Below are 15,793 nucleotides of genomic sequence, written 5' to 3'. Positions count from 1 at the left end.
TGGCACACCCGTGCCATCCGCAGCAGGTTCGCATCGTGAGTGAGTCCGTTCCCGAGACAATCGTTCCCGAAACGATCGCCGCCATCGTTGCCGCGCATCGCGCCGGCTCCGTGACACCCGCGCAAACAGTCGCGCGCAGCTATCAGCGCATCCGCGAGCGCGGTGACACCGCGATCTTCATCACGCTCCGCGTTGAGGCCGAAGCGATCGCCGAAGCCGAGGCGCTCGCTGCGAAGGATCCCGCCACGCTGCCGCTCTATGGCGTGCCGGTCGGCGTGAAGGACAATATCGACGTCGCCGGTCTGCCGACCACCGCCGCCTGTCCCGCTTTCGCCTATAACGCAACGCGCGATGCCAGCGCCGTGGCGCGGCTGCGTGCCGCTGGCGCGATCATCATCGGCAAGACCAATCTCGACCAGTTCGCGACAGGTCTGGTCGGCGTGCGCTCGCCCTATGGCATTCCGAAGAATGCGATCCGCGACGATCTCGTGCCGGGCGGATCGAGCTCCGGCTCTGCCGTTGCCGTGTCTGCAGGCCTCGTGCCGCTGACGCTGGGGACAGACACTGCCGGCTCCGGCCGCGTGCCCGCCATGCTCAACAATATCGTGGGCCTCAAGCCCAGCCTCGGCCTGATCCCGACCGCCGGCGTGGTGCCGGCCTGCCGCACGCTGGATTGCGTCTCGATCTTCACGCTGACGGTGGACGATGCCGTTGCCGCGCTCGATGTGATGGGCGGCTATGACGCGCATGATCCCTATTCGCGCAAGCGGGTACCGGGTTCGCTCACCGCGTTTCCGAAGGGCCTCAAGCTCGGCGTGCCGCGCAACGGGCAGTTGATCTTCTTCGGCGACAAGGCCTCGGAGAAAGCCTATGCGGACGCGCTGAAGCGCTGGACCTCGCTCGGCGCGACGCTGGTCGAGTTCGACCTCGAGCCGTTCTATGAGACCGCGCGGCTGCTCTACGATGGACCATGGGTCGCCGAGCGCCTGCTGGTGATCCGCGACCTGCTGGCGTCGGCGCCGGATGCAATTCATCCGGTGACGCGCGAGATCACCATCGCCGGTGCACGCCAGAGCGCGACGGATACGTTTGCGGCTTTGTACAAGTTGCAGGAGCTGAAGCGTGTCGCAGAACAGGCTTTCACTGCTATCGATGCTCTAGTGCTGCCGACCGCGCCGACCGCCTATACGACGGCGCAGGTGCTCGCCAACCCCATCGAGCTCAATTCGCGCCTCGGCACCTATACCAACTTCGTCAACCTGCTCGACCTCTGCGGCCTCGCCATCCCCGCCGCCATGCGTGCCGACGGCATCCCGTTCGGCATCACGCTACTGGCGCCGGGCGGCGACGACGCCTTGCTGGCCAGCATCGGCCGCGTGTTTCACGCCGACACCAAACTGCCGGTTGGCGCCGGGGCCCTGCCGCAGCCGGCGCTGGCGCCGCTGTCCACTGAGTTGGCCGAAGGCGAGATCGCGATCGCCGTGGTCGGCGCGCATCTCTCCGGCATGGCGCTGAACGGCGAGTTGCAGGCCCTCCATGGTCGCCTGCTGAAAGCCACGACGACGGCGCCGGACTACAAGTTCTATGCGCTCAACAGCACGACGCCGGCGAAGCCCGGCCTGCTGCGCGTCGCGCCCGGCTTGGGCGCGGAAATCGCCGTCGAAGTCTGGGCGCTGTCGGCAGAGGCTTTCGGCAAATTCGTTGCATCGCTTCCGCAGCCGATGTCGATCGGCACACTGACGCTGTCCGACGGATCGAGCGTAAAGGGCTTCCTCGTGGAAGCCAAGGCGACGGAAGGCGCGCGGGACATCTCGTCGTTTGGCGGATGGCGGGCTTATATGGCTGGAAAAAAGTAGCCGCACGCAGCGTCGCTACTATTGAAACGCTGTCATGGCCGGGCTTGTCCCGGCCATCCACGTCTTCTCAAGCACCGCAAAGACGTGGATGCCCGGCACAAGGCCGGGCATGACGGAGTTATAGGTGCGGGCATCGCGTTTACGCCGCCCGGATATTCCCCATGAACCGATCGAGCTCGGCACGCAGACGCGCACTCTCGCTCGACAGGGTCTGTGCCGAATTCAGCACCTGAGCCGACGCCGCGCCGGTTTCGGTCGCGCCGCGGTTGACATCGACGATATCGCCGGCGACCTGCTGGGTGCCGTGGGCAACGCGCTGAACGTTCTGTGCGATTTCGCGCGTGGCAGCGCCCTGCTGCTCGACGGCGCTGGCGATCTCGGAGGCAATGCCGGAAATCTCGCCGATGGTGTTGCCGATCTGCTTGATCGCTGACACCGATTCCTGCGTCGCGCTCTGCATGCCGGCGATCTGGGTCGAGATTTCCTCGGTTGCCTTTGCGGTCTGGCTGGCCAGCGACTTCACTTCGGACGCCACAACCGCGAAGCCGCGGCCGGCATCTCCGGCACGTGCGGCCTCGATGGTCGCGTTGAGCGCCAGAAGGTTGGTCTGCTCGGCAATCGCCGTGATGAGATCGACGACGTCGCCGATGCGCTGCGCGGCGCGCGACAATTCGCCGATGCGGGCATCGGTCTGCTGCGCCTGCACGACTGCACTGTCCGCGATCTTGCTGGAGGTCTGCACCTGGCGGCCGATTTCATTGACCGACAGCGAGAGCTCCTCGGTCGCGGTCGCCACCGACTGCATGTTCGAGGAGGCCTGATCCGATGCACCGGCGACGCGGCTCGACAATCCCTCGGTGGTCTCGGCGGTGCGCGTCAGCGTGCCCGCTGCGGTTTCCAGCTGCCCTGCCGATGCCGACACGTTCGAGACGATCGCGCCCACGGCGGCCTCGAAATCGTCGGCAAAGCGGATGAGTTCGGCACGGCGCGCCGCACCGGCCTCGCGGCTTTGCTCTTCCTGCGTCGCGGCATCCCGCTCGGCCTTCGCGATGGCCTGTACCTTGAACTCTTCCACGGCGGACGCCATGTCGCCGAGTTCGTCGCGGCGGCCGAGACCCGGCAGCACGACTTCGAAGTCGCCGGCTGCGAGCTTGCGCATCGCTGCGCACATCGCAATCATCGGACCGGCAATGCTGCGGCCCAGCAGCAGCGCAAGGATGGCACCGACGATGAAGCCGCCAACGCCCAGCACCATCACCTGGCGCTCGGTATCGTGGATCGTGGTGTCGGATTCGGTTTCAAGACGCTGCTGATCGGACAGCAGATCCCCCTTCATCGCCGTCGACAGCTTGGTGATCGCTCCCGCCGTCTCTGACATTTCCTGAACGAGACCGTCGACCTTCTTGGTGTTCTCAACGAACTTGACGAAAGCATCAGCGTAGAGCTTCGTCTCCGCGGTGATCTCCTTCACCTTGTTGTTGATCTTGTCGTCATTGGCATAGATCGTCGCAAACGAGTTCTGCAGGAACTTGATGCGGGCCGTTGCGGCATTCGAGGTCTTGTCCTCGGCCTTGCCGATATAGGTGTTCACGAGCGACGTCGCGGTGATGAACTGGGTGGTGATTTCCTTGACCTGATCCTGCACGGAAGCAAGGCCGGCCATGGTCGCGGTGTCGCCGAGATCATCGATCTTGTTACGCAGCATCAGGCTGGTGCGCGACAACTGGGTCGAGGCGATGGCGTCGTTCTGTCCCTTGACGGTGAGGATGTCGGCGAACACCTTGGTGAACGTAATGAATTCGCGGGACAGTTTGGTGATCTTGTCGAGCCGCGCGGAGTCCTTGGTCACCTTCATCGACTGGTCGATGGCGTCCTTCAGACTTGTTTCCGCAGCCTTCGCTGCCTTGGCGTCCACTTCATTGCTGGTGAGGACGTAATAGCGCGTCAGCGCCTGATAGGAGGTCAGTTCGCGGTCGATATTGCGGGCCAGACCGGACTCCGCAACGCTGGTGCGATACGACACCACGCCGGCCGAGATGCGCTCGAAGCCGACATAAGCGAGCACCATGCTGAGCGCGGAGATGGCGAGTACGGCCGCAAAGCCCAGCGTCACCTTGGCGCGGAACCTGAGGGCAGGAAACTTAAAAGAAGCCGGCTTCTTCCGGACAAGCGTCGTCGTTGCCACGTGGGGCCCCCGTTCATCACTCCCAACATCCCGGTCATCGCGCGCAAGCGCGCGCAAAGCCGATGCCCAAACCTACGGCACATTGGCTAAGGACGAGTAAACGGATACCGGAACTTCTGGAGGTTGCGCGGCAGGCGAACGGGACTGTCATTCCGGGGCGGGCCGACGCCGTAGGCGGCGGGACCGAACCCGGAATCTCGACATGTTGTGCAAAGCAGCTCAAGATTCCGGGCCCATGCCGGCCCGCTACGCGGTCCGTCCTGTCCCGGAATGACGAGCCAACTACGCCGCCATCGCGGGCGGGGTGAGCGACTGCCAATTGTTGGCGAGCTGCAGCTTTGGCTCGGTGAGTGCCTGCAACTGCTCCAGCGTCATGCCTTCGACCATCTCGCGCACGAACAGGCCCTGCTCCGTGACGTCAATGACCGCCAGATTGGTGTAGATGCGCTTGACGCAGCCCGGTGCCGTGAGCGGCAGCCGGCACTTCTTGAGGATACGCGGCTTACCGGCTTTGTCGGTATGATCCATGATCACGCGGATTTCCTTGGCGCCGACCGCGAGATCCATCGCACCGCCGACTCCCGGCGGAAAGGACGGATCTTCCGTGGTCCAGTTGGCGAGATCGCCGGCTTCGGAGACTTCAAAGGCGCCGAGCAGGCTGACATCGAGATGCTTGCCGCGGATCATCAGGAACGCGTCGGCGTGGTGCATGAACACCCCGCCCTTGATCAGAGTCGTGTAGTTCTTGCCGGCATCGATCAGGTTCTCGTCTTCCGTGCCCGGCTCCGGCTTGGGACCGAGACCGAGAATGCCGTTCTCGCTATGGAAGATCACCTCGCGCCCATCGGGCACATAGCTCGCCGCCCGCGTCGGCATGCCGATGCCGAGATTGACATAGGCGCCTTCCTGCAGGTCCTGCGCGGCGCGCCAGGCCATCTGGTCGCGATTGAGCGGCTTGTATGTTGCAGTCTTATCAGACGACGTCATGCCTTTGCTCCCACTACCACCACACGATCGATGAAAATGCTCGGCGTCACCACCGCTTCCGGATCGAGACTGCCGAGTTCGACCATTTCATTGACCTGCACGACGCTGAGATCGGCAGCCATGGCCATGATCGGATTGAAGTTACGCGCCGACTGGTCATAGACGAGGTTGCCCCAGCGATCCGCCTTCTTGGCGCGCAGCAGTGCAATGTCGCCCTTCAGCGGCTTCTCGAACACATACAGCACGCCGTCGATCTCGCGGGTCTCCTTGCCCTCGGCGAGCTTGGTATGCGCCGTCACAGGCGAGAAGAAGCCACCAAGTCCCGCGGCATGCGCATGCATGCGCTCGCTGATGATGCCCTGCGGCACCAGTTCGAGTTCCAGCGTCTTGGCACGATAGGCATTCAGGAAGGCGCTGTAGTCGCCGGAGCGCGGATAAGAACAGATCACCTTGGTTACGCGGCCGGAATTGATCAGCCGGGCCAAACCAGTATCGCCATTGCCGGCATTGTTGTGGACGATGGTGAGATTGGTCGCCCCCTGCTCGTGCAGCGCCTCCAGCAGATCATCGGCAATGCCGACAGTACCGAACCCGGCCACCAGGACGACTGCCCCGTCCTTCACCCCAGCCACGGCCTCGGCCGCGCTGGCTACGCGCTTGTCGATCACTCCCGAAAACTCCTCGTCGCGGAATTGTTATTGTCCGCAATCGCTTGCGGCATTTATTGCGCCGCGACTAGAGCATTGCAGCCTGCGGATATGAAGGCACAAATTTGCAGGAGGGATACGCGCCTACCCTCCCCTGGAGGGGGAGGGTCGGTGAGCAGCCGCGAAGCGGATGCGAGACGGGGTGGGGTAAGACCACACACTGCGTCGCTTGTGATTTCACCCCACCCCGCTGCGAGCTACGCTCGCATCGACCCTCCCCCTCCAAGGGAGGGTGAAGCATCCACCAAATTCCCAGTTGCAAACTTTCTGGACCGCGCTTCTAATTGGAATAATTAAAAAATACCGGGAGGTCTGCGTGTCCACAGTGAAACTGACGGTCAATGGCAAATCTGTCTCTGCCACGGTCGAAGACAGAACCCTTCTCGTCCATTTGCTCCGTGAAAATCTCAACCTGACCGGAACCCATGTGGGCTGCGATACCAGCCAGTGCGGCGCCTGCATCGTTCATATCGACGGCAAGGCCGTGAAATCCTGCACCACGCTGGTCGGTCAGATCGACGGCGCCAATGTCACCACCATTGAAGGCATTGCCAAGGGCGACCAGCTGCATCCGATGCAGGCGGCGTTCCGCGACAATCACGGCCTGCAATGCGGCTACTGTACGCCGGGCATGATCATGTCGGCGATCGACATCGTGAATCGCCACGCGGGTGATCTCGATGAAGAGACGGTGCGCCACGAGCTCGAAGGCAATATTTGCCGCTGCACCGGCTACCACAACATCGTCAAATCGGTGCTCGACGCCGCCGGACGCATGAAGGTTGCGCAAGCGGCTGAATGAGCCGCAGCGCATTGATCTGAGCTGAGCCAACCGCGTCTTTCGATGGAAAGCGCGGACAATCAAAAACTCCGGCAGGGAGACCCATGAGATGGGCGTTGAAGGCATCGGCGCACGCGTTGCGCGCAAGGAAGACAAGCGATTCATCACCGGCCGCGGCCGCTATGTCGACGACGTCAAGATCGTCGGCCTCACCCACGCGCATTTCATCCGCAGCCCGCATGCCCATGCCAAGGTCAAAGGCATCGACGCTTCCGCGGCAAAGGACATGCCCGGCGTGGTCGATGTGCTGACAGCACAGCAACTGGTGGACGACAAGATCGGCAATCTGATCTGCGGCTGGGCGGTGTCCTCCAAGGACGGCACACCCATGAAGATGGGCGCATGGCCGGCGATGGCGCCGGACACGGTGCGCTTTGTCGGTCAGGCGGTCGCCGTGGTGATCGCCGAGACCAAGAACCAGGCGAAGGATGCCGCCGAGGCCGTGGTCGTGACTTATGAAGAACTCCCTGCCGTCAGCAGCATGACCGCAGCGCTCGCCTCGGGTGCACCGCAACTGCATCCGGAAGCGCCGGGCAATGTGGTCTATGACTGGGCGATCGGCGACGAGAAGCTGACCAACGACGCCTTCAGCAAGGCCGCCAACGTCGTCTCGCTGGACCTGACCAACAACCGGCTGGTGCCGAATGCAATGGAGCCGCGCGCAGCCGTCGCGGAATATGACGACGCAGAAGAGCACTTCACGCTCCATACGACATCGCAGAATCCGCATGTGGCGCGGCTCGTCCTGTCGGCGTTCTACAATGTCGCGCAGGAACACAAGTTGCGCGTCATCGCCCCGGATGTCGGCGGCGGATTCGGGTCGAAGATCTTCATCTATCCCGAGGAAATGGTCGCACTCTGGGCCTCCAAGAAAGTGCGCCGCCCGGTGAAATGGACCGGCGACCGCACGGAAGCGTTTCTCACTGATGCGCATGGCCGCGATCACATCTCACATGCCGAGATGGCATTCGATGCCAACAACAGGATCCTCGGCCTGCGGGTGAAGACCCACGCCAATTTCGGCGCCTATATGTCGCTGTTCTCGTCCTCGGTGCCGACCTATCTCTACGCCACGCTGCTGTCGGGCCAGTACAATATCCCGACCATCTATGCCGAAGTGATGGGCGTCTATACCAACACCACGCCGGTCGATGCCTATCGCGGCGCCGGACGCCCGGAAGCGAGCTATCTGGTGGAGCGGCTGATGGAGACATCGGCGCGGCAGTTGAAAGTCGATCCGGCCGAGCTGCGCCGCATCAACTTCGTGACACAATTTCCACATCAGACGCCCGTCATCATGGCCTATGACATCGGCGACTTCGGCGCCTCGCTCGATGCTGCGCTGAAGGCGATCGACTATGCCGGCTTCCCCGCGCGGAAGGCTAAAGCGAAAGCCGCCGGCAAACTGCGCGGCCTCGGCTTCTCCTGCTACATCGAGGCCTGCGGCATCGCGCCGTCCAAGGCTGTCGGCTCGCTCGGCGCCGGCGTCGGCCTGTGGGAATCCGCGGAAGTTCGCGTCAATCCGGTCGGCACCATCGAAGTGCTGACGGGATCGCACAGCCACGGTCAGGGCCATGAGACGACCTTCGCGCAGCTGGTCGCAGACCGGCTCGGCATCTCCGTCGATCAGGTCCAGATCGTGCATGGCGACACTGATAAAGTGCAGTTCGGCATGGGCACCTATGGCTCGCGCTCGGCGGCGGTCGGCATGTCCGCGATCTTCAAGGCGATGGAGAAAGTGGAAGCCAAGGCGAAGAAGATCGCCGCGCATCTGCTCGAGGCCTCCGAAGGCGACATCGTCATCGAGAATGGCGAGTTCAAGGTCGCAGGCACCGACAAGGCGATCGCGCTGCCGATGGTCGCGCTCGCGGCCTATACCGCGCACAACCTGCCTGACGGCATGGAGCCCGGCCTGAAGGAAGGCGCGTTCTACGATCCCACCAACTTCACCTTCCCGGCCGGCGCCTATATCTGCGAAGTCGAGATCGACCCCGGCACCGGCAAGACCGACATTGTCGACTTCGTTGCGGTGGATGACTTCGGCCGGCTGATCAATCCGATGATCGTCGAAGGCCAGGTCCATGGCGGCCTCGCCCAGGGCATCGGTCAGGCGATGCTCGAAAGCGCTATCTATGACGACAACGGCCAGCCGGTGACGGCGTCGTTCATGGATTACGCCATGCCCCGCGCCGACGACGTGCCGTCGTTCCGGGTCTCACACACCACGACGCTGTGCCCGGGCAATCCGCTCGGCGTGAAAGGCTGCGGCGAGGCCGGCGCGATCGGTTCGTCACCCGCGGTGATCAACGCCATTACGGACGCGCTCGGCCACAACAAGATCGAGATGCCGGCGACGCCCGGCCGTGTCTGGGAAGCGCTGCAATTGCAGCAGGCAGCGGAATAAGCGGAGTGTTTTCAAGCGAAGTGGAAGCCGGTTCGCGTCAAGAAAACACGACCAAAAGATAAGGAAGCAATACGATGTACGAGACCACTTATCACCGCCCCGCCAGCATCGACGAAGCAGCGGCCCTGTTCGCCAAGCATCCCGAGGCGAAATATCTCGCCGGTGGCCACACGCTGATCCCCGTGATGAAGCAGCGGCTTGCAGCACCCTCGGATGTCATCGACCTCGCGAAGATCAAGGACTTGATCGGCATCGAGGCAACATCCGACGCGCTGATCATCAAGGCGGCGACGACCTATTACGACATCACGCAGAGCGCTGCGGCGAAGAAGGCAATTCCCGCCATCGTGCATCTTACGTCGGTGCTCGGCGACCCTGCCGTGCGCTATCGCGGCACCATCGGCGGCTCGATTGCCAATAACGATCCCGCCGCCGATTATCCCGCCGCCGTGCTGGCGCTGAATGCCACCATCAAGACCAACAAACGCGAGATCAAAGGCGACGATTTCTTCCAGGGCCTGTTCTCGACCGCGCTGGAAGAGGACGAGATCATCACGTCCGTGTCGTTCCCCATTCCGGCCAAGGCCGGCTACGCCAAGATGCGCCACCCGGCGTCGCGTTTCGCACTCACCGCGGTGTTCGTCGCCCAGACAAAGTCCGGCGAAGTCCGTGTCGCCGCCACCGGCGCATCGCAGAGCGGCGTGATGCGCGTGCCGGCGATCGAAGCGGCACTGAAGGCGAACTGGTCGGCGGGAGCGCTGGATGGCGTGAAGATTTCCGCCGACGGGTTGATGGGTGACATCCACGGCTCGGCAGAATATCGCGCCAATCTCATCAGGGTGATGGCACAGCGCGCGGTGGAAGCGGCGGGGTAAAACTCGAACCTCTCAATTGTCATCCCCGCGAAGGCGGGGATCCATAGCCTCCATCCCGTCGTGGCGGAATGGCGGCAGAGGCCTTTGCAAAACACGAACTCGGTGGTTATGGGTCCCCGCCTTCGCGGGGACGACATCGAGTTTTGGCTTCAGCATTTTTGTGCAGTGCCGCAGCATGGCCGCATGCAGGATTGCGGCCAAAAGCTTCTTGCCCTTGTCACCTCCAGCATAGACAGTTTCCGGCAAATCGGCCCGTCGCCATCGACGGCCTATATCAAGCATGGGAAAAACAAGTGCAGGACACCACCATCGCGTCGTCGCGATCACAAACCAAAGCCACCGGCCCGCTCAAAGGCACACGCATCGTCGAATTCGCGGGCATCGGCCCCGGTCCGTTCGCCTGCATGCTACTGGCCGATATGGGCGCCGAGGTGATTACGCTGGTGCGGCCGAAGCAGATGCCGAAGGGCGCGGCGTCGCGCGGCCGCAAGGTCATCGAGGTCGATCTCAAGGACAAGGCCGCCATCGCACAGGTGCTGTCGCTGCTGGATAGCGCCGATGCGCTAGTGGAAGGTTATCGGCCCGGCGTGATGGAGCGCCTCGGCCTCGGGCCGGACGTTGTACTCGGCCGCAACAAGAGACTGGTCTATGGCCGCATGACCGGTTGGGGCCAGCACGGCCCGCTGGCGCAGGCCGCCGGCCATGACATCAATTACATCTCGATCACCGGGGCCCTCGCCGCGATCGGCGGCGCCGACAAGCCCGTGCCACCATTGAATCTCGTGGGCGATTTCGGCGGCGGCTCGATGTATCTCGTCATGGGCATGCTCGCGGCCATGCTGGAAGCCAGCCGCTCCGGCCAGGGCCAGGTGGTGGACGCCGCCATGTGCGACGGCGCGGCATCCTTGATCACCATGTTCTTCGACATGACCGCGGCCGGTCGCTGGAAGGAAAGTCGCGAGAGCAACATGCTCGATGGCGGCGCGCATTTCTACGGCGTCTATGAATGCAGCTGCGGCAACTTCATCTCGATCGGATCGATCGAGCCGCAGTTCTATGCCGAGCTGCGCGAACTCGCCGGGCTTTCGGAGGCCTGCTACGACAATCACATGGACTCGAAGAATTGGGCCGCGGTGAAGGACAAGCTCACCGCGGTGTTCAAGACCAAGAGCCGCGATGAGTGGTCAAAGATCATGGAAGGCACCGATGTGTGCTTCGCACCGGTGCTGACCATGTCGGAAGCAACCAAGCATCCGCATATGGTGGCACGCGAAGTCTTCATCCAGCACGAAGGTGCGACACAGCCGGCACCCGCGCCGCGGTTCTCGCGCACGCCGTCGGCAGCACGGCCGGCGGTGAAGGTGGAGCTGGGGGATGCGGTGAAGGAGTGGGCGCAGTAAGGTCCATCTGCACCTGATTTCGCATTGACCTCTCCACGTCATGGCCGGGCTTGTCCCGGCCATCCACGCCTTTGATTGCCGCAAGACGTGGATGCCCGGTACAAGGCCGGGCATGACGGTTGAGGAGTGGCGTTCGACTATAGAGGCTGTCGGAGCAAAAACACTACGCCGCGGTCTTATCGCCGACGTGCAACACGCCGCGCCTGATCTGGTCTTCCTCGATCGACTCGAACAGCGCCTTGAAATTGCCCTCGCCGAATCCGTCATCGCCCTTGCGCTGGATGAATTCGAAGAAAATGGGTCCGATCGCATTGGCCGAGAAGATCTGCAGCAGCACCTTGGTCTCGCCGCCTTCGACCACGCCCTCGCCGTCGATCAGGATGCCGTTCTTCTGCAGGCGCGGCACGTCCTCGCCATGCTTCGGCAGCCGCGCATCGATCTTCTCGAAATAGGTCACAGGCGGCGCCGGCATGAAGGGCAGGCCATCGGCGCGCAGCTTCTCGATGGTCGTGTAGATATCCGTCACGCCGCAGGCGATGTGCTGGATGCCCTCGCCGTGATACGTATTGAGATATTCCTCGATCTGGCCGGCATCGCCAGCATCCTCGTTGATCGGAATCCGGATCTTGCCATCCGGACTGGTCAGCGCACGCGAGAACAGGCCCGAAGCACGGCCCTCGATGTCGAAGAAACGGATCTGGCGGAAATTAAACAGCTTCTCGTAGAAGCCGGTCCAGACGTCCATGCGGCCGCGATGGACGTTGTGAGTGAGGTGATCGAGATAGAACAGGCCGGCGCCCTCAGGATGCGGATTCTTCGCGCCCAGCCATTCGAATTCATGGTCATAGGCCGAACCCTTCGCGCCATAGCGATCGACGAAATACAGCAGGCTGCCGCCGATGCCCTTGATAGCAGGCACGTCGAGCGTCTTCTGCGCTGCGATCGCATCCGCCGGCTCGGCACCGAGCAAAATCGCGCGGTCATAGGCCGCCTGCGCATCGACGACTCGGAACGCCATCGACGGCGCGCACGGGCCGTGCGCGGCGACGAAATTGAAGCCGTGGGTGCCGGGCTCCTCATTGACGAGGTAGTTGATATCGCCCTGGCGGTACACTGTGATGTGCTTGGTCTTGTGCCTTGCGACGGGCGCGTAGCCCATCAGCTTGAACAGCGCATGCAGCTCCGCGGGGTTCGGATGCGCGTATTCGACGAATTCAAAGCCGTCGGTGCCCATCGGATTATGTGCCGAGATGATGGCAGCCGGCGCGTCATGCGGAAACGGACCCATGGTGATCTCCCGAAACTGATTTGCATTATCGCTTGCCTGGAGTGTCGGTCGTTTGCGACGCAAGGTGCATGCAAATTCGGATGGAATATGCGACATTCATGCACGCTTCACGCATGAAAGAGGCTTTTGACGCATGACCCCGGTAGACGCCTTCGATCTCAAGATGCTGGCCGCCTTGCAGGACGACGGCCGGCTGACCAATCAACAGCTCGCCGATGCCGTCGGCCTATCGGCCTCGCAATGCTCACGGCGGCGGATGCGGCTCGAAGAGGAGAAGGTGATCTCCGGCTATCACGCCGACCTGTCATCGGACGCACTCGGCTTCAACGTGATCGCCTTCATCCAGGTGCAACTGGCTACCCACTCGCCGGACAATGCCAAGAAGTTCCGCACGCTGGTGCAGCGGGTCGACGAGGTGCAGGAGGCTTACTCGCTAACCGGCGATGCCGACTACGTGCTCAAGGCCGTGCTGCGCGATCTCAAGGGACTGTCCGACCTCGTCAACAATGTGCTGATGCCGCATCAGAGCGTGGCGCATGTGCGCTCGTCGATCGTGCTCGATCGGTTGAAGGAAACATCGAAACTGCCACTGAAATCAGCCCTCGCCTGAGCGCTAGAGGCCTGCGACACAGCGGAATTTGCAACCGCCGATTGATCAGTTCTTAACTCGAAGCGCCTACAACACCCGTCTGGTTCCAATCCGAATTGATTGGACACTCGATACTGCCAAAGCATTGCAGGAAAGAGCAGAGATGGGTGGACGCGACGCAGGCACGACCGAGAATGCCAATCACCGGCTCGTTCGCTTCTTCTGCATCTGCCTTGGCACCCTCGTCTTCGCCTATTCTCTGCTGGCATTGCGCCTGCTGTTCGAGAGCGACGGCATCACCGCAACCGATGGTCTGCTGACACTGGTGCGCGTGTTGCTGGGCGCAGCGGCGCTGGCCATCATCATTTCTCCACCCCTGATCGCAAAGCCGCTTGGCCGCCAGATCACGCTGCTCGGCACCGATTTCGAAGCCGGCTACGCGAGCATGAGCACCAAGGAGAAGGTACGGCTGATCGTGCTGGTCACCATGGTGAGCCTGCTGCTCGAACTGGTGATGATCCGCTGGCTAGCGTCGGTCTTCCCAGTGTTTTCGTTCTTCAAGAATTTCACGCTGCTGGCGTGCTTTCTAGGCCTTGGCGCCGGCTATGCCGTGTCCGAGAAACAACCCTGCGCACCGGCGCTGGTGCTGCCGATGCTGGCGCTGTTCGTCAGCGTCATCACGCTGCTGCGCTACGATATCGGAGCCGGCAACGGCTTCTTCACCGGCCTGCCGATGCATGAACAGACCTCGATCAATATCGATATGGATCGCCTCGACTGGCTGTCGCTGTTTGCCCAGAGCATTCCCGTCTATTTGCTGCTGGCGATGAGCTTCGTGTTGTGCGCCTGCATCTGCTATCCGGTCGGCCAGCTCTGCGGCAAGCTGCTGCACGCGACCGACGCCCTGAAGGCCTACGGCCTCAATCTCGTCGGCAGCATCCTCGGCGTGCTGGTGCTGTTCGTCATGAGCCTGTTCTGGCTGCCTCCGGTGATCTGGTTCACCGCGGCCGGCGGCATCCTGCTTGTCTTCGTACTGTCGCGGGATGTCCGCTCGCCGATCGGCATTGCGAGCTTCTGCGTGCTGCTCACGGTGCTGGCATGGCCGGTGCAGCCGGAGACCCAACGGATCTACTCGCCCTATCAGCTGCTCGAACGCATGGCGAAATCCGACGGGTTGATGAATATCCTGTCGGGCGGCTCGTATTATCAGAAGGTGTTCAACCTCGCGGAGAGCCACCGCAGCATTGAAGCTGCCGAGGACCGCTATGTGCGGACCTATTACGAGTTCCCGTTCAACTTCAAAACCAAACCGGAACGCGTGGCCATTATCGGCGCCGGCAGCGGCAACGACGTTGCGGCGGCGCTGCGCATGGGCGCGTCCCATGTGGACGCCATCGAGATCGATCCCGCCATCATCCATCTTGGCCGCAGCAATCATCCGGAACACCCCTATGACGATCCGCGGGTGACCGTACATATCAACGACGCGCGCAACTTCTTCCGCACGGCGCAGCAAAAATACGACCTGATCATTTATGGCGTGCTCGATTCCCACACGGCGCTCAGCCATGCATCGAACCTGCGCGTCGATTCCTATGTCTATACCCGCGAGGGCATCGACGAGGCCTTCCGCCTGCTCAAGCCTGACGGCGTGATGTCCATTGCTTTCGCGCTACCGAACGAGTCGCTCGGCTTCAAGCTGTCGCATATCCTGCAGGGTCTGCCGGGCGCCGGCAAGCCGCTGGCCATTCGCGTGCGTTACGATTCGAGCACGACGACGGCCTTCGTCGTGCAGAAAGGTCGCGACGCCGTGCTGCCGAACATGGAGGCCTTCGCGGCCATCGGCTTCACGGACGTGTCGCCGCGCTATGCGCAGCCCTATCCTGAAGCCAGCATCCCGACCGATGACTGGCCGTTCTTCTACATGGTCAGCCGAACCTATCCGACCAGCTACATGATCGCGCTCGGCATGGTCATGTTGCTGAGCACGATGTTCGTGCGCAAGACCATCGGCCTCAATGACCCAATCGAGCGCGGCTATCTGCCATTTTTCTTTCTCGGCGCCGGCTTCATGCTGGTGGAGACCAAGGCCATCACCGAGCTGGGTCTGCATCTTGGCGGGACCTGGTTCGTGATCGCCGCCACCATCATCATGGTGCTGGTGATGGCGTTTCTGGCCAATCTCATCGTGCAACGGAACGCATTCCAGCGCACTGGCCTCGCTTATTGCGGCCTGATCGTCAGCCTGCTCGTTGGCTACTTCTATGCGCGCAACCACACGCTGATTGCCTTTGCCTCGCCATGGGCCAACCTCGCACTCAGCGGCGTGCTGCTGACGATCCCGCTGTTCTTCTCGGGCATCATCTTCTCGAGCTTGATCGCCCGAGCCAGCGTCAATATCTCGACCGCACTGGCCTATAACCTGATGGGCGCGCTGTTCGGCGGTTTGATGGAATACAACTCAATGTATTTCGGCTTTGCGTTTCTGTACCTGCTGGCCATCGGCTTCTACGCGCTCGCCTGGCTGTTCTCACGCAATCCCGGCATCGCCTGGGCGCGGCGGCTCAACATCCCGCGCACGGATGCGGCATCGTAGCATCCACCTCCCGACGTCACGTCTTCTGGCAGTTCCCGAACCACCGATGTTCTGCCAAGATCGAC

The 15,793-nt window shown here is 62.3% G+C and carries 11 protein-coding genes; 7 read left to right on the top strand and 4 right to left on the bottom strand.

The window, feature by feature from the left end:
- Window positions 1-35 precede the first annotated feature (35 nt).
- Entirely contained in the window at window positions 36-1,856 is a 1,821-nt protein-coding gene (atzF, locus tag AB7783_RS25070) for an allophanate hydrolase (RefSeq protein ID WP_441279089.1), read from the top strand.
- 139 nt (window positions 1,857-1,995) lie between these two features.
- Here the strand turns inward: atzF and AB7783_RS25065 are convergent, their stop codons facing one another.
- The 3 genes from AB7783_RS25065 to AB7783_RS25055 all read right to left on the bottom strand — a co-directional run bounded on the left by AB7783_RS25065 (window position 1,996) and on the right by AB7783_RS25055 (window position 5,696).
- Window positions 1,996-4,041: a methyl-accepting chemotaxis protein gene (locus AB7783_RS25065; RefSeq protein ID WP_441231253.1), complete on the bottom strand. Its 2,046-nt coding sequence runs from the start codon at window positions 4,039-4,041 to the stop codon at window positions 1,996-1,998.
- A 282-nt stretch (window positions 4,042-4,323) separates the two neighbouring features.
- Window positions 4,324-5,028, bottom strand: coding sequence for a 3-oxoacid CoA-transferase subunit B (locus AB7783_RS25060; RefSeq protein WP_210185319.1), 705 nt, complete (start codon window positions 5,026-5,028; stop codon window positions 4,324-4,326).
- The gene (locus tag AB7783_RS25055) at window positions 5,025-5,696 is read right to left on the bottom strand and encodes a 3-oxoacid CoA-transferase subunit A (protein ID WP_441279088.1); all 672 of its coding nucleotides are present in this window, start codon (window positions 5,694-5,696) and stop codon (window positions 5,025-5,027) included. Before AB7783_RS25055 ends, AB7783_RS25060 begins: the two co-directional genes overlap by 4 nt.
- A gap of 355 nt (window positions 5,697-6,051) precedes the next feature.
- On the opposite strand from AB7783_RS25055, the gene AB7783_RS25050 reads away from it, so the two are divergent.
- The 4 genes from AB7783_RS25050 (at window position 6,052) to AB7783_RS25035 (ending at window position 11,255) form a co-directional block, all read left to right on the top strand.
- Window positions 6,052-6,537 (top strand): (2Fe-2S)-binding protein, encoded by a 486-nt coding sequence (locus tag AB7783_RS25050; RefSeq protein WP_068737631.1) that lies wholly within the window; start codon window positions 6,052-6,054, stop codon window positions 6,535-6,537.
- Between the two features lie 88 nt (window positions 6,538-6,625).
- The gene (locus AB7783_RS25045) at window positions 6,626-8,980 is read left to right on the top strand and encodes a xanthine dehydrogenase family protein molybdopterin-binding subunit (protein ID WP_441279087.1); all 2,355 of its coding nucleotides are present in this window, start codon (window positions 6,626-6,628) and stop codon (window positions 8,978-8,980) included.
- Between the two features lie 74 nt (window positions 8,981-9,054).
- On the top strand, window positions 9,055-9,855 hold the full coding sequence (locus tag AB7783_RS25040) for an FAD binding domain-containing protein (protein WP_441279086.1): 801 nt from the start codon (window positions 9,055-9,057) through the stop codon (window positions 9,853-9,855).
- A 293-nt stretch (window positions 9,856-10,148) separates the two neighbouring features.
- Window positions 10,149-11,255 carry a CaiB/BaiF CoA transferase family protein gene (locus AB7783_RS25035; protein ID WP_439056895.1) on the top strand — a complete coding sequence of 369 codons (1,107 nt, stop codon included), beginning with the start codon at window positions 10,149-10,151 and terminating at the stop codon, window positions 11,253-11,255.
- A gap of 163 nt (window positions 11,256-11,418) precedes the next feature.
- Here AB7783_RS25035 and hppD read toward each other — a convergent pair whose 3' ends face one another.
- The gene (gene hppD, locus AB7783_RS25030; RefSeq protein ID WP_441279085.1) at window positions 11,419-12,543 is read right to left on the bottom strand and encodes a 4-hydroxyphenylpyruvate dioxygenase; all 1,125 of its coding nucleotides are present in this window, start codon (window positions 12,541-12,543) and stop codon (window positions 11,419-11,421) included.
- Between the two features lie 133 nt (window positions 12,544-12,676).
- Here hppD and AB7783_RS25025 point away from each other — a divergent pair, with 133 nt between their 5' ends.
- Window positions 12,677-13,153 (top strand): Lrp/AsnC family transcriptional regulator, encoded by a 477-nt coding sequence (locus tag AB7783_RS25025; RefSeq protein WP_441279084.1) that lies wholly within the window; start codon window positions 12,677-12,679, stop codon window positions 13,151-13,153.
- A gap of 142 nt (window positions 13,154-13,295) precedes the next feature.
- Window positions 13,296-15,728, top strand: a complete 2,433-nt coding sequence (locus AB7783_RS25020) for a spermidine synthase (RefSeq protein WP_441279083.1) — start codon at window positions 13,296-13,298, stop codon at window positions 15,726-15,728.
- Window positions 15,729-15,793 lie beyond the last annotated feature (65 nt).

The organism is Tardiphaga sp. 172_B4_N1_3, assembly GCF_052076035.1.
Classification (GTDB): Bacteria; Pseudomonadota; Alphaproteobacteria; order Rhizobiales; family Xanthobacteraceae; genus Tardiphaga; species Tardiphaga robiniae.
This window is presented reverse-complemented; position numbering and strand designations above follow the sequence as displayed.